We start from the raw sequence: 14,273 nt of genomic DNA, 5'->3' as shown, positions 1-14,273 counted from the left end.
GGCACTGGGGGCCGGCTGTCGGTGGGTGCGGTGCGCACCCCGGACGCCGGCCCTGGCGGCGTTTGCGGCCCACGGTTTCGCGGCGGGAAATTTTCTTACCGCCACCGCACTTCGGAATCACTCGTCGTAGCTGCCCGAATGTGCTCTGTGGAGGATCGCGGCCAGTAGGTAAACGTGCGGCTATTTTTTCCGGTGCCGTCCCCGAATGGCGCAACCCCGTCTCCGGTCAGAATGTTTAACTGAGGTTCTGGGGTTCGACGTCGGGGAGACGCCTGATGATCAAAGTGCTCGTGGCCGAAGACATGCACATCGTCCGTGGAGCGCTCGTCGCCTTGCTCTGCCTGGAGCCCGACATCGACGTCGTCGCCGAGGTCGCTTCCGGCCCGGAGATCCTCCCCGCCGCCCGGCGCGCCGGCGTCGACGTGGCCATCATCGACATCGACCTGCCGGGCAAGGACGGCCTCACCGTGGCCGGTGAACTGCACGAGCAGCTGCCCGGCTGCCGCACCCTCATCCTGACCAGCCTGGGCCGTCCCGGCACGCTCAGGCGCGCGTTGGACGCCAAGGTGAGCGGCTTCCTGCTCAAGGACGCGCCGCCCGACCGGCTCGCGAACGCGGTCCGCGGCGTCGTCGCCGGCCGCCGGATGGTCGACGGCGACCTCGCCCTGGCCGCCTGGGACACCGTGGACTGCCCCCTGACCGGTCGCGAGCTCGACGTGCTGCGGATGACGGCGGAGGGGTTCGGGACGGTGGAGGTGGCCGCCCGGCTCTTCCTGTCCGCGGGCACCGTGCGGAACTACCTGACGATGGTGGTGACCAAGCTGCGGGCCCGCAACCGCGTCGACGCGATCCGCATCGCCCGCGAGTCCGGCTGGCTGTGAAACCCGCCGGTCCGGCGGGCCTTCGACGACCCGTGCCGATCGTGGAAGCGGTGGTTCAGACCGGGACCACCGCGCGGAGCCGGAAGCGGCCGTCGTCGGCCACACCCGCCGTCAGCTCACCGCCGAGATCGGCCAGGCGGTGGGAAAGGTTGCCGATGCCGCTGCCCGCGTCGTCGGCGGCGGGCCGGGGTTTTCCCGCGCCGCCGGATCCCGCCGGTGCCGAGCCGTCGTGGCCGACGCCGTCGTTGACGATCTCGAGGCTCACGCCCTCGTCCGTGCGGTGCATGAAGATCTCGCAGCTCTCGACCTTGCTGTGGCGCAACACGTTCGTGACGCCTTCGCGCAGTACCACGGCCAGGACGGTGCGAACCGCCGACGGGAGCTCGTCCTGGAGCAGTTCCATCCGGACCCGGACGTCGGCCGCGGCGAGCACCGACCGCGCGGACCGGGACTCGCTGTCCAAGGACAGTTCGCGGTAGCCGCTGGCCACCGAGCGGACGTCGGAAAGCGCTTGCCGGGTCAGGCCGATGATCTCCGCGAGCTCCACCGCCGCCCGGTCGCGATCGATCGGGAGCACCCGGGCGGTCAGCTCGCTCTTGAGGGCGATCGCGGAAAGGCTCATGCCCAGCAGGTCGTGCAGGTCCCTCGCGAACCGCAGCCGTTCCTCCGCGACGGCCATCTCGGCCAGCCGCCTCCTGCTGTTGTCGAGCTCCCCGACCAGCCGGCTGAGCCAGAGCAGCCCGAACACCGTCAGGCCCGTCATCACCGTGCCGGCGCTGAACAACACCGCGTACAGCGTGTCCTGCCCGGCTTGGCCGGCGATGTACTGGGCCCAGACCGCGACGGCGGTGTTCAGGAAGAACACCAGCCAGCCCGCCACCGGCGGCAGCACCAGCAGCGCGCAGCCCATCATCATGGCCGGCAGGCTGACCCAGTCGTGCTGCAGCGGGATCAGGGGCAAGTAGATCAAGCACGCCTGCACGAAGAGCATGCCGTAACCCTGCGCCGAACGGAGCTGGGCGGTGGGCCGGTTGAAGTAGGCGAAGTGCAGCACCAGCAACGCGGCGATCGACCCGGTGGCCAGCGTGATGTGCCAGATGTCCGTGGTCAGGAGCAGCTCGTGGACGACGGCGCTGACGCCCAGCAGCACGAAGGTGACCGGGAGGAGCAGGCGGATCCGGTTCGACTCCGCAGGCGGATCGCGGTCCTCGGCACCGGTGGCCGTCCCGGCGTCGGTGTCGGGCAGGGGCAGCTCCACCTTGAGCCGGAACCGGCCGTCGTCGCCGGTGCCGGTGTTCACCGTGCCGCCCAGCGCGGTGACCTCGTCCGGCAGCCGGGTGAGCAGGTCCGCGGACTCCGGGGAAAGGTCTTCGGCGCTCACGCCGTCGTTGACGATCTCGAGCGTCACCGCGCCGTGGCGCTGCCGGACCTCGATCCCGCAGTGCTCGGCTTCGCTGTGGCGCAGGACGTTGGTGACGCCTTCGCGCAGCACCTTGGCCAGCAGCGTGCGCGCCTGCACCGGTAGGTTGCCCTGGTCCAGGTGGACCTGCACGGCGATGTCGGACGCCGTCAGCAGGGACTGGGCCGTGCGGAACTCCTTCTCCAGCGACAGTTCCCGGTAGCCGTGCGACACCGCGCGGACGTCGGAGAGGGTCCGCTGCGCCGTGGCGGTGATCTCGGCGAGCTCGGCCTGCGCCTGCTGCCGGGACTTGGCCAGGAGCCGGTGCACCAGCTCACCCTTGAGGGCGATGGCGGACAGGCTGATGCCGAGCAGGTCGTGCAGGTCGCGGGCGAACGCCAGGCGCTGCTCGGCGACGGCCCGGCGCGCCATCTCGGTGCGAGCGTGGTGGAGCTCGCGCACCGTCCGGGCGAGGCGGGTCAAGAGGTAGAAGACCAGGCTGTAGACCGTGACGCCCAGCAGCGTGTACAGAGCGAGCAGCGGGGTGTCGTAGAGCAGCTCCACCCAGAGCACGCCGCCGAGGTTGAGGGCGAAGAGCGGCCACGCGAACCGCGGCGCGAGGACGAGCAGCACGGCCCCGCCGAAGAACGCGGGCATCGCCGCCCAGAACGCGTCGAACGTCAGCACCGGTACGTAGCCCAGCACGAGGAGCACGGCCAGCAGCCACCGGCTGGCCGGCGAGCGGAGGTTCGCCGAAGGCCGGCTGAAGTGGAACAGCTGGACGACCAGCAGGAGGCCGACCGCGATGACCGCGTACCAGGCCTCGGCCGCGCTGACCGACAACGGCAGCAAGCTCGCGAGGAGCGTGCTGCCGAAACCGGCGACCACGACGACGATGATGGACGCCGCGAGGTAGGCGGCGAGCCGGGGCCGGCGATCGACCACGCTGGTGCCGCGCGGCTCCGCCTTCGAGGGGAGCGCGGCCCTGGGGTGCGACGCCGGAACCGGAGACATCAGCGGCGGTCCTCCGGCGGGTCGACGGGCCGGCGGGACGCGCCTGGACGCGGCGACCGGGCTGGACTCTCTTCCCATGCGTTGCGGCCGATCCTATCTCATGTCGACGGTCGGTCGTTAAGACGAACAGCGGCCGGGCCGCTACGCGTCGGCGACCCCGGCGAGGACGAGGAAGTCCAGGTACGGCAGGACGATCGAGTCGAGGTGGTGGACGAACCGGCCGCGGCGTTCGAAGAAGGTCAGCCCGGGCTCCTCGCCGCGCGGTTCGGGTGCCAGTCCGGCCAACCGGCGCTGCGCCGGGAAGTCCGCGGCGAAAGCCGTTCCCGCGGCCGAGTAGACGGGCAGGTCCCAGCCGAGGTGCCGGCCGTACTGCGCGAGCTTTTCGTACGGTGCCGCGGAGACCAGGACCAGCCGGGTGCCGCCGGCCCGCAGGGCGGCCGCGATCTCCTCCCGGTCCGCGACGGCTTCCCCCGGGCTGCGGTCGGGCATCGCGTGCTGCACCACGAGCCGGCGCCGGTCCCCGAACAGCTCGCCGAGGCTCACCCGGCCCTCCGGGCCCGTGAACCAGTACGCCGAGGTGCGCACCTCCCTGGGGCGGGACACCCCGGACCGCACGACGTCGGGCAGGACCAGTTCGGTCATGTTCGCCTCCGGGTGGTCGTACGGAATCGCACGTCGGATTGTGCGGTACCCCGCGGTGGCCGGTCACGGCTCCGGTGGGAAGGCAGCAAGCTGGGAGACGCCCCGGCCGGGCCCGCCCGGCGGCTCCGGCGAACCGGCCCTAAGCTGCGGCTCGTGGCGAAGTACTTCGACGTGCACCCGGACAACCCGCAGCGACGCGCGATCGGCCAGGTCGCCGAGCTCGTCCGGCGCGACGGCCTGATCGCCTACCCCACCGACTCCTGCTACGCCCTCGGGTGCCGGCTGGGGAGCCAGGACGGGATCGAGCGCATCCGGTCGATCCGCAGGCTCGACCGCAGGCACCACTTCACGCTCGTCTGCCAGGACTTCGCCCAGCTGGGGCAGTTCGTCCACGTCGACAACGCCGTGTTCCGCGCGATCAAGGCCGCCACCCCGGGCCGCTACACGTTCATCCTGCCCGCCACCAAGGAGGTGCCGCGGCGGCTCATGCACGAGAAGAAGAAGACGGTGGGGGTGCGGATCCCGGACCACGTCGTCGCCCAGGCCCTGGTCGCCGAGCTCGGGGAGCCGCTCGTCTCGAGCACCCTGCTGCTGCCGGACGTGCCGGAGCCGCTCACCCAGGGCTGGGAGATCAAGGAAGAGCTCGATCACGTCCTCGACGCGGTGGTCGACTCCGGCGACTGCGGGATCGAGCCGACGACGGTCGTCGACTTCTCCTCGGGGGAGGCCGAAGTCGTCCGGCGGGGCGCCGGCGACCCGGACCGGTTCGCCTGATTCAGTCCGCTTCGGACGTCCACAGTGGATCGCGCCGGGCGCCGGCGAGACGTAGCCATTCGCGTGCTTCGGCGCCGGTCGCCGTGACGGCGAGCTCCGCGATCGGGCGCCGTCCGGTGAACAGCAGGCAGAAGTCCGCGGCGGGCCCGGTGATCCGCTCGGCGGCGTCGGGCGGGCCGAACCGCCAGACCTCGCCCGAGGGCGCCGTCAGCACGAACCGGAACGGCTCGGCCGGGGGTTCTCGGCGTCCGGCGTAGACCTCGTCGCGCGTGCGGATCCCGTAGTAGGCGACATGGCCGACGCTGTCGTTGCGGGTGATCCGGACGCCGGCCGCGTCGGCGATGTCCTGGCCCCGTGCGAACAACGCGGTCAGCTGCGCCGCGGCGAGCACCCCGGGGCGCAGCGGCCCGCCCGGCCAGGGGATGTCTTCCTGCCGGGCCGCCAGCAAGTCGGTCGCCTTGGCGTGCTCCGAGCGCCAGGCCGTCACGGCGTCGCCCAGGATGCCGGTGTCGACGATCCTGGGCGCGGCGGTGCCGTGGAACCCTTCGATGCCGAGCACGATCCGGCGGGCGACGACGGTCAGCTCGGCGAGCTGGGTGATGATCGCCCTGGCGACCGGCAGCAGCACGGTCGGTTCGACCGCCCGGACCAGGTCCGCGAGAGCGTCCGCCTCGGTCTCGAGGTCGGTGTGCACGTCTGCCATCTGCGGTTCCTCCGGGTGGTTCATCGGTGCTGGAGCGTCGATGCTGCCCGGGGGCCGCGCCCGCCGACCACTCGTGTCTTGCGCAGCCGGTGGCCGGTACCCGGCGGGCGGTCATCGGCTATGTTCAGCTCCGATCGAGGGCACCGGACCGGGGAGGTCGACGATGAAGTACCTGCTGGCGATGCACATGGACCCGGATGTCTGGGAAGCGCTGCCCGAAGAGGTCAAGGACGACGTCATGACGGGCCACGGCGAGTTCATCCGCCGGATCCGCGAGTCCGGCGAGATGATCAGCACGCAGGCCCTCGACGCTCCGGCGAAGAGCGCGGTGGTGCGGGTGAAGGACGGAGTGCCGGCGATCACCGACGGCCCGTTCGCCGAATCGAAGGAGTTCCTGGCGGGTTTCTACCTCGTCGAGTGCGCGAGCGCGGAGCGGGCGTACGAGGTCGCCGCGATGATCCCGGACGCCGGCATCGAAGGCCTCGGCATCGAGGTCCGGCCGGTGGTGTTCTTCGCCGACGCGGAGTCCGAATCCGAGTTCACGGGCTAGTGCCCGAGCACGGGGAAGCCGTCGCCGAGGTCCTCCGGCCGCTCGTGCCGCAGGTGCTGGGCGTCCTGGTGCGGCGGTACGGGCAGTTCGACACTTGCGAAGACGCGGTGCAGGAAGCCCTGCTGGCCGCGGCGCAGCAGTGGCCGGCCGCGGGAGTGCCCGACAACCCGCGTGCCTGGCTGCTGACGGTCGCCACCCGGCGCCTCACCGACCAGTGGCGTGCCGAAAGCGCGCGGCGTCGCCGCGAGCTGGCGATCACCGCGAGCGAGAGGCCGGACGCGGTCGCCGGACCGGGGGACGACGACCGGGCCGTCGACCGGGACGACACGCTCACCCTGCTCTTCCTGTGCTGCCACCCGGCCGTTTCGCCGCCTTCCCAGGTGGCGTTGACCCTGCGCGCGGTCGGCGGCCTGACCACCGCCCAGATCGCCAAGGCCTTCCTCGTGCCGGAGGCGACGATGGCGCGACGCATCACGCGTGCCAAGGAGAGCATCGCGGCGGCGGGTTCGACGTTCACCGAGCCGTCCCCGGCGGATCGACCGGATCGGTTGCGCGTCGTGCTGCAGGTGCTGTACCTGATCTTCAACGAAGGTCACACGGCCACGGCGGGCACCGACCTCCAGGTGCCGGAGCTGGCCGACGAGGCGATCCGGCTCACCCGTGCGGTGCACGCCCTGCAGCCGGACGACGGCGAGGTCGCGGGTCTGCTGGCGCTGATGCTGCTGACCGCCGCGCGCCGGCAGGCGCGGACGGGCCCGGGTGGCGAGCTGGTTCCGCTGGCGGACCAGGACCGGGCGCGCTGGAACCGGCCGATGATCGACGAGGGCCGCGCGCTCGTCTCACGCACCCTGGGGCGGGGGCCGGTCGGCGCCTACCAGGTGCAGGCGGCGATCGCGGCTCTGCACGCGGAGGCGCCGAGCGCCGGAACGACGGACTGGCCGCAGATCGTGCAGCTGTACGACGTGCTGGAAGAGCTGACGCCGAACCCGGTCGTGACCCTCAACCGGGCGATCGCCGTCGCGATGGTCGACGGTCCCGCCCGCGGCCTGGAGCTGCTGGCCGATCTGGCCGCCGACAGCCGGATGCTGCAGAGCCACCGCTTGGACGCGGTGCGCGCGCACCTGCTGGAACGCGCGGGCGAGCGAGCCGCGGCCCGCGACGGTTACCTGCGTGCGGCCGCGCGCACCGCCAGCGAGCCGGAGCGGCGCTACCTTTCGGAGCGCGCGGACCGGCTGGCGTGACCACCGGGGCCCGGCCGCGGCCGGGCCCCGGAACCGCTCTCAGGAGATGACCGTGCCGGTCGACGGCTCGGGGGCCGGGGGGATGCGGAAGAGCCGGGAGAAGAGCTCCAGGTGCTCGGCCTCGCCCTGGATGAGCACCTTTCCCGAGGCGACGGCCTCGCCCGCGGACAGCTGGCCGGTCAGCAGGTCCACCAGGTACGGGCCGACCGGTTCGATGATCAGGTCGGCGTCCGGGTGGCTGCCTTCGGCGACCTTCAGCGCACCGCCGTCGACCAGGGCGTGCACGGTCATTCCCGGGTAGCGCACCTCGAAGTTGACCTGCACGCCGTCCGCCGCCTCCTCCTGGAAGGTGGTGTAGAGCGACAGGATCGCGGTGTCGAGGGTGAAGACCTCCTCGGGGTGCGGGCGCGTGAGCGACCGCGCCCCCCACAGACCCAGCAGCAGCACGATCTGGTCCAGTTCGCTGCCGTATTCGGTGAGTTCGTAGGTGACCCCGGCGTCGAGGCTGGGAAGGACGCGGCGGCGGACCACCCCGGACTGCTCGAGCTCGTTCAGCCGCGCCGACAGGATGCTCTGCGGCATCTTCGGCAGTCCCCGCTGCAGTTCGGTGAACCGCTTGGGTCCGAGGACGAGATCGCGGACGACGAGCAGCGCCCAGCGCTCGCCGACGATCTCCAGGGCGCGGGCGAACCCGCAGTACTGTCCGTAGGTGCGCGTCCGCGTGGGCGAGCTGGTCATGCGTCGTGCCTCATTTCTCCGGTTGGTGCGGCGGCAGGCCGGCCCGGGTGCGGACCGCCCGGCCGCAGTCGGGCTTCCCCTTCGGTCAACAGGTTCTGGTGCAGCGTCTGCAGCTCGTCGGCCGGCTCGACCCCCAGCTCTCCGGCCAGCTGGCTGCGGAAGTCGCGGTAGACGCGGAGCGCGTCGGACCGGCGCCCGCTGCGCCCGAGCGCGAGCATCAGCTGACCGTGCAGGGCTTCGTCGAGCGGGTTGCGCGTGGTGAGCGAGCGCAGCTCACCGATCAGTTCGTGGTGGCGCCCGCTCGCGATGTCCGCTTCGATGCGTTGGTGGAGGGCGCTCCGGCGCTGCTCGAGCAGCTCGACCCGGGACGCGGTGAGGATCGATCCACAAGGCACGTTCGACAGCGGGGGCCCGGACCAGAGGGCGAGTGCCGTCCGGTACGTCTGCGCCGCCTCGGTGTTGCGTCCCTGCGCCTGCAGTTCACGGGCTTCCCGTTGCAGCTGGTGGAATTCGAAGACGTCGACCTGCCCGGGGTCGATGCGCAGGACGTACCCCGGCGGTTTCCGCTCCAGCACCGTCACGGCACCCGACGGCGCCAGCTCGTTCTCTTCGATGCAGCGCCGCAGGTGGTAGATGTAGGTGTGCAGGGTGGTCCGCACGGTCTTCGGCGGGGCGTTTTCCCACAGCTCCTGCACCATCGTGTCGACCTGGACGACCCGGTTGGGGTGCATCACCAGCAGGGCCAGCAGCTGCAGGACCTTGGGCGTCGACGGCGCCACGTCGAAGCCGTCGCGCAGGAGCTCGAGCGGACCGAGCACGGTGAACCGCACGTCGGCCGCCGGCGGGTCCGGGACTGCCTCCCCGACAGTCCTTTCCGATACGTCTCTCGCGGAGTGCATGGTCGAGCCTCCAGTCCCGCTCAGTCCCCCAGCGCGCCTCCCGCGGCGGACTGAGCCGGCCGCGGGGCCTCGTGTGGTCGAATGTGACAGAGCGCTTCCGGAGCGGCCAGTGAACCGGCCACCAGGCGGGGCATGCGTTTCACCGGGCAAGTCGTGTGTTTCGCATGCAGTGCCGGAGGAAGCGGAGGCGACGCCCCGGAGTGCTCTTCGCACGGGCTCGGGTGCCTGAACAGTAAAACACGGTCGGTGACTGGGAATCCACCTGGACGGGTGGCTTCGCCGTCACCCGGCTGCCGTAGTGCGAACACCTACCCGCCGGCCCGGATTCGGTCCGGCGGCGGTGGTCGTCGCGTCCGGTCTTCGAGCGCTCGTCTACTGCCTTGCGAGCCGGTCGGTCTTTTCTGGACCAAACGATCTGGGCGACGGGGAATTCGAGGTTGTACTGATGGTGCTTCGGCGTGTGCCCGACACGGGCGAGTGGGACCTGGACCGGATGGCCTTGATGCGGGCCGGCACCGCGCCGGCGGTCGTGCCCCCGGCGGTGCTCCGGGCGATCGGTTCCATCCGCGAGCGTTACTACGAGCAGATCACGCTGGCCGACCTCGCCGCCGAGGTCTTCGTCAGCCCCTTCCACTTTTCGAGGATCTTCGCGAAGGCCACGGGCGTGACGCCGGGCCGGTTCCTCACCGCGGTCCGGCTGTTCGAGGCGAAGCGGTTGCTGCTGACCACTTCGCTGACGGTCTCGGACATCGTGTGCAGCGTCGGCTACAGCAGTGTCGGCACGTTCACGAGCCGGTTCGCCAACGCGGTGGGGATGACGCCCACGCAGTACCGCGACCCGGAGGTGTCCGAACTGCTGGTCGCGGTCTCCCCGCACCTGCAGCGGATGCCGGCCCTCGGCGCGGTGCGTGCCGCCGGGTCCGGCTGCGCGCGGACGGAACCCGTCGGTGACGGCAGCCTCTCGGTGCGCCTGGAGCTGCCGGTCGAAGCCGTGCCGGCCAACGTCCTGGTCGGGGTCTTCGCGGATCGGGTACCGCAGTGCGGGCCGGTCGCGTTCGGGGGGCTCACCGCCGCGCGCGGCGGCACGATCACGTTGAACGGCGTGCCCAGGGGCGACTGGACCGTGATCGCCGTCGCCGACCAGGTCGGCGGTGCGAAGCCGGTCTTCTCGGTGGCCGCCGAGGAGTTCCGCTCTTCCGGTGCCGCGGGCGACCCCTCCTTCGTTTCGCTCGCGATGCGGCCACCGCAGCCGACCGATCCGCCGATCGCGGTCACCCTCGCCACCAGGCCGTCGACCCTCACCCCGCGCGCGGCGCTCACCATGCGCACCCACCTGCGCGCCGTCGCCTGATCCGCCGACCTCAAGGACGGAAGAACGATGCCTACCGTCATCGGAGTGCTCCGCAAGCGTTTTCTCGCTCCTTCACTCGCGTCGGTCGGGTTCGCCGAGCGCGGTTTCCCGGTCACCCACACCGACGCGACGGCCCGGCTGGAGGCGGTGCCGCAGGCGGTCGTGTGCGGGTTCGAATGGGCCATCGAAGGCGCCTCCCTGTGGGAGATCGAGCGCCGGCTCGCGCTCATCGAGCCCGAGCAGCGCGGGTTCGCCTACGAGGGCGCGACGATGGGCTACACGATCCTCGACGCGATGCCGGGCGGCGGCCGCGACCGCACCCGCGAGCTCCTGGAAGGACCCGGGCGCCCGCACATCTTCCTGACCTACATCGGGATCGGCTTCGCGATGGCGCGGCTGCCGCGTCCACTGTGGAAGAACATCCTGCCCGAGCTGACCGGGGTGGCCTACCACCCCGTGATGAGCTGGCTGGCCGTCGACGGCTTCGGCTTCGACCGCGCCTACTTCGACACGAAGAAGTGGGTCGACGAGCAGACCGAGCCGGAGCCCTACCCGTGGGCGGGCCGCCCGGAGTACTTCGGCCGGGCGTTCGACCAGGGCGTCGGGCGCGCGCTGTGGTTCATCAACGGCGGCAACCCGGACGCCGTCGCCGCGGCGGTCGGGCGGTTCGCCGAGCATCGCCGCGCGGACCTGTGGAGCGGGGTCGGGCTGGCCGCGACGTTCGCGGGCGGCACCGATCAGCTCGGCCTGGCCAGGCTGCGCCGGGCGGCCGGCGAGCACCGCGACGAGCTGGCGCTGGGTGTGGTCTTCGCGGTGAAGGCACGAACCTATTCCGGGTACGTGCCCGCCCACACCCACCTGGCGTGCGGTGGTCTCACCGACCTGTCCGTGCGGGACGCCCAGGCTCTCGCCGACCGCACCGAGCGGGCCGACGGCGACGACGGGCCGGAGCCGCCCTACGAGCTGTGGCGGGAGCGCATCCGGGCGGAGCTCCGCCCGGACGCGCGGCGCCTCGCGGGCTGAGCGATCTCGCACGCAACCGTGGAGTAGACCGCTGACCAGCGAACCTGTGACTGTGGAGCGAAGAAAGTTCACCTGTCTCAATCGACCCTGAGGGGGAGAGTGCGTTGGGCAATGGTTGGCGCACGCTGCGACGCCGAATCCTGACACCGAACGTCTCGGAAACCTTGCTGGAGAAGCGGGGCTTCCACCGGAAGAGCCCAGCCGCACAGGAACGGCTCGAGACCATCGGGGAGAAGTTCCTCCTCGGGTACGCGCACGCCGTCGAAGCGAAATCGGTCGAGCAGGCCGAAGAGTGGCTCGAGCGCATCCCCCCGCAGTTCCGCGGGTTCGCCTACGAGGGCGCGGGAATGGGGTACGGCGTCCTCGACGGGCTGCCGTTCGGCAAGAGCACGAACATCGCCGAGTTCCTGGCGGGCCCCGGCGAAAAGCACGACTACATCATCTACGTCGGGGTCGGCTGGGCGATGTGCCGGCTTCCCCGGTTCGCGTGGCCGAAGGCGTCGGCGTTCGACCCGCTGCTGCGCTGGCTCGTGCTCGACGGCTACGGGTTCCACCAGGCTTACTTCAAGACCGACAAGTACATCCGGAACCAGTACCAGGAGCCCAGTTTTCCCTGGCCCGACAAGCGGTACGAGGGCTACGCGCTGCGCGCCATCGACCAGGGCATCGGCCGGGCGCTGTGGTTCATCTGCGGCACCGACGTCGACCTGGTGGCCAAGACGATCGAGGAGTTCCCCGAGTCCCGCCACGGCGACTTGTACGCGGGGGTCGGCCTGGCGTCGACGTATGCGTGCGGCGTCACCGCCGGCGAGCTGGCGGACCTGGTCGACCGGGCCGGGATCCACCACGGGCCGCTGGCGCAGGGAAGCGCTTTCGCCGCCGAGTGCCGGGTGCGCTCGGGCCTGATGATCCCCGAGACCGAAATGGCGGCCAGGGCGATCTGCGGTATGTCCGCCGAACGCGCGGCGGCGATCACCCAGGAGGTGCGCCCGGCCGTCGTCGTCGACGGCGGTGACGTTCCCGCCTTCGAGACCTGGCGGCAGCGGATCGCCGAAGAAGTGCTGACCCACGGAGGGAAGAAGAAATGACCGCGACCTTCGGCTGGCTGCGCAAGCAGCTGGCGGGCATCGTGGCGCTGGCGCTGATCCTCGGCCTGTTCCTGGTCGCCCGGCTGCCCAGCGTCTCCGCCGCCGAGCAGGACCAGCTGGCGGACAAGTTCCACTTCACGCCGATGACGATCGCGCTGCCCGCGGCTTCGAAGTCGCAGTCGATCCGCACGGTGAACAAGGAGTACGAGAAGATCGCGGCTTGGATCTCCTCGGTCGGCGCCGCGATCGCCATCAACGACATCAGCGGCAGCGGCAAGCCCAACGACCTCTGCCTCGTCGACCCGCGCAGCGACCAGGTCGTCATCACGCCGGCGCCGGACTCGGGCCCGCGGTACGCGCCGTTCGCGCTCGACCCCGCGCCGGCGCTGCCGACGTGGGACTACATGGCGCCGATGGGCTGCGTCCCCGGTGACTACAACGAAGACGGCCGCACGGACGTCCTGGCCTACTACTGGGGCCGGACGCCGGTGCTGTTCCTGCAGAAGGCGACCGCGACGAAGTTCGACGCCTCCGCGTTCCAGCCGACCGAGCTGGTGCCGGGCGACTACCGCGGCGCGGACGGGAAGTACAACGGTCCACTGTGGAACACCGACTCGGTCACCATCGGCGACTTCGACGGCGACGGGCACGTCGACGTCTTCGTCGGCAACTACTTCCCGGACAGCCGGGTCCTGGACCCGAACGCCGACGGCGGCATCACGCTGAACCAGTCGATGTCGCACGCGGAGAACTCGGGCGCCAAGTACATCTTCCGGTGGACCGGTGCCACCTCCGGTGCGAACCCGAGCGCGAAGTTCGTCGACGCGTCCCAGGGCATCCCGGAGTCCGCGAGGCTGGGCTGGACGCTGGCTTCCAGCGCGACCGACGTCAACGGCGACAGCCTGCCGGAGCTCTACATCGCCAACGACTTCGGGCACGACCACTTCCTGTACAACAAGTCCACGCCGGGCAAGATCGAGCTCGCCGAGGTCACCGGGGTTCGCGGGATCGCCGACCCGAAGTCGAAGGTGCTGGGCCACGACTCCTTCAAGGGGATGGGCGTCGACTTCGGCGACCTGAACCACGACGGCCTCTACGACCTGTTCGTCAGCAACATCACGACTTCGTGGGGCATCGAAGAGTCGAACTTCCAGTTCATGAACGAGGCCAAGGACAACGCGGACCTGACCAAGCAGTTCCAGAACGGCGTCGCGCCGTTCCACGACGACAGCGCCGCGAAGGGCACGGCGTGGTCCGGCTGGGGCTGGGACGTCAAGATCCAGGACTTCAACAACGGCGGCGAGAACCAGATCGCGCAGGCCACCGGCTTCGTCAAGGGCCAGGTCAACCGCTGGCCGAACCTGCAGGAGATCGCCACGGCCCACGACGGGTTGCTGTCCAACCCGTTCTGGTGGCCGAACGCCCGCGCCGGTGACGACATCGGCGGCGACCAGACGCTGCACTTCTTCGTGAAGAGCGCCGACGGCCGGTACACCGACCTCGCGCCGAAGCTCGGCCTGGCGGTGCCGGTGCCCACCCGCGGCATCGCCGTCGGCGACACCGACGGGGACGGCCTGCCCGAGTTCGCGGTCGCGCGGCAGTGGGAAGAGCCGATCTTCTACCACAACGACAGCCCGAACCCCGGGAAGTACCTGCAGCTGAAGCTGGCCACCGACGCCCCGGTGGCGCCCGGCCCGCTGCCCGCGGCCGGTCCGCCCGCGATCGGCGCCCAGGCCACCGTGACGACCGCGGACGGCAAGAAGTACCTCGGCCGGGTCGACGGCAGCAGTGGTGAGGCCGGCAGGCGCAGCTTCGACATCCAGATCGGGCTCGGGCACGACGTCAGCGGCCCGCTCGACGTGCACCTGCAGTGGCGGGACCGGACCGGGCAGCTGCGGACGCAGGACCTGAAGCTGCAACCCGGTTGCCACATGTACCAGCTGGGCTCCACGGCGAAGGAAGCGATGTGA

At 71.0% G+C, this 14,273-nt stretch carries 13 protein-coding genes; 8 read left to right on the top strand and 5 right to left on the bottom strand.

Going from position 1 to position 14,273, the window contains the following annotated elements:
• Positions 1–275: 275 nt before the first annotated feature.
• Positions 276–881, top strand: a complete 606-nt coding sequence (locus ACIQWX_RS48490) for a DNA-binding response regulator (RefSeq protein ID WP_400886572.1) — start codon at positions 276–278, stop codon at positions 879–881.
• A 55-nt stretch (positions 882–936) separates the two neighbouring features.
• On the opposite strand, the gene ACIQWX_RS48485 is transcribed toward ACIQWX_RS48490, so the two are convergent.
• Both ACIQWX_RS48485 and ACIQWX_RS48480 read right to left on the bottom strand, forming a co-directional pair.
• Positions 937–3,294, bottom strand: a complete 2,358-nt coding sequence (locus ACIQWX_RS48485) for a sensor histidine kinase (protein ID WP_400886570.1) — start codon at positions 3,292–3,294, stop codon at positions 937–939.
• A 141-nt stretch (positions 3,295–3,435) separates the two neighbouring features.
• Complete coding sequence (locus tag ACIQWX_RS48480; protein WP_400886567.1) at positions 3,436–3,936, bottom strand: DUF899 family protein; 501 nt, start codon at positions 3,934–3,936, stop codon at positions 3,436–3,438.
• Positions 3,937–4,089: 153 nt separating this feature from the next.
• Between ACIQWX_RS48480 and ACIQWX_RS48475 the strand changes: the two genes are divergently transcribed.
• Entirely contained in the window at positions 4,090–4,710 is a 621-nt protein-coding gene (locus tag ACIQWX_RS48475) for an L-threonylcarbamoyladenylate synthase (RefSeq protein ID WP_400886564.1), read from the top strand.
• Between the two features lies 1 nt (position 4,711).
• On the opposite strand, the gene ACIQWX_RS48470 is transcribed toward ACIQWX_RS48475, so the two are convergent.
• Entirely contained in the window at positions 4,712–5,413 is a 702-nt protein-coding gene (locus ACIQWX_RS48470; protein WP_400886562.1) for a maleylpyruvate isomerase family mycothiol-dependent enzyme, read from the bottom strand.
• A 163-nt stretch (positions 5,414–5,576) separates the two neighbouring features.
• On the opposite strand from ACIQWX_RS48470, the gene ACIQWX_RS48465 reads away from it, so the two are divergent.
• On the top strand, positions 5,577–5,963 hold the full coding sequence (locus ACIQWX_RS48465) for a YciI family protein (protein ID WP_400886559.1): 387 nt from the start codon (positions 5,577–5,579) through the stop codon (positions 5,961–5,963).
• Positions 5,963–7,204, top strand: a complete 1,242-nt coding sequence (locus tag ACIQWX_RS48460; protein WP_400886557.1) for an RNA polymerase sigma factor — start codon at positions 5,963–5,965, stop codon at positions 7,202–7,204. The genes ACIQWX_RS48465 and ACIQWX_RS48460 overlap by 1 nt, the downstream gene beginning before the upstream one ends.
• Positions 7,205–7,243: 39 nt before the next feature.
• On the opposite strand, the gene ACIQWX_RS48455 is transcribed toward ACIQWX_RS48460, so the two are convergent.
• Positions 7,244–7,942, bottom strand: coding sequence for a winged helix-turn-helix transcriptional regulator (locus tag ACIQWX_RS48455; RefSeq protein ID WP_400886554.1), 699 nt, complete (start codon positions 7,940–7,942; stop codon positions 7,244–7,246).
• On the bottom strand, positions 7,939–8,841 hold the full coding sequence (locus ACIQWX_RS48450) for a BTAD domain-containing putative transcriptional regulator (protein WP_400886552.1): 903 nt from the start codon (positions 8,839–8,841) through the stop codon (positions 7,939–7,941). The genes ACIQWX_RS48455 and ACIQWX_RS48450 overlap by 4 nt, the downstream gene beginning before the upstream one ends.
• A gap of 445 nt (positions 8,842–9,286) precedes the next feature.
• Here ACIQWX_RS48450 and ACIQWX_RS48445 point away from each other — a divergent pair, with 445 nt between their 5' ends.
• The 4 genes from ACIQWX_RS48445 to ACIQWX_RS48430 all read left to right on the top strand — a co-directional run bounded on the left by ACIQWX_RS48445 (position 9,287) and on the right by ACIQWX_RS48430 (position 14,273).
• Positions 9,287–10,192: a helix-turn-helix transcriptional regulator gene (locus tag ACIQWX_RS48445; RefSeq protein WP_400886549.1), complete on the top strand. Its 906-nt coding sequence runs from the start codon at positions 9,287–9,289 to the stop codon at positions 10,190–10,192.
• Positions 10,193–10,219: 27 nt separating this feature from the next.
• The gene (locus ACIQWX_RS48440; protein ID WP_400886547.1) at positions 10,220–11,215 is read left to right on the top strand and encodes a DUF1702 family protein; all 996 of its coding nucleotides are present in this window, start codon (positions 10,220–10,222) and stop codon (positions 11,213–11,215) included.
• A 104-nt stretch (positions 11,216–11,319) separates the two neighbouring features.
• The gene (locus ACIQWX_RS48435) at positions 11,320–12,303 is read left to right on the top strand and encodes a DUF1702 family protein (RefSeq protein WP_400886545.1); all 984 of its coding nucleotides are present in this window, start codon (positions 11,320–11,322) and stop codon (positions 12,301–12,303) included.
• On the top strand, positions 12,300–14,273 hold the full coding sequence (locus ACIQWX_RS48430; protein ID WP_400886542.1) for an FG-GAP repeat domain-containing protein: 1,974 nt from the start codon (positions 12,300–12,302) through the stop codon (positions 14,271–14,273). Before ACIQWX_RS48435 ends, ACIQWX_RS48430 begins: the two co-directional genes overlap by 4 nt.

It is taken from the genome of Amycolatopsis sp. NPDC098790 (assembly GCF_044759945.1).
Classification (GTDB): Bacteria; Actinomycetota; Actinomycetes; order Mycobacteriales; family Pseudonocardiaceae; genus Amycolatopsis.
This window is presented reverse-complemented; position numbering and strand designations above follow the sequence as displayed.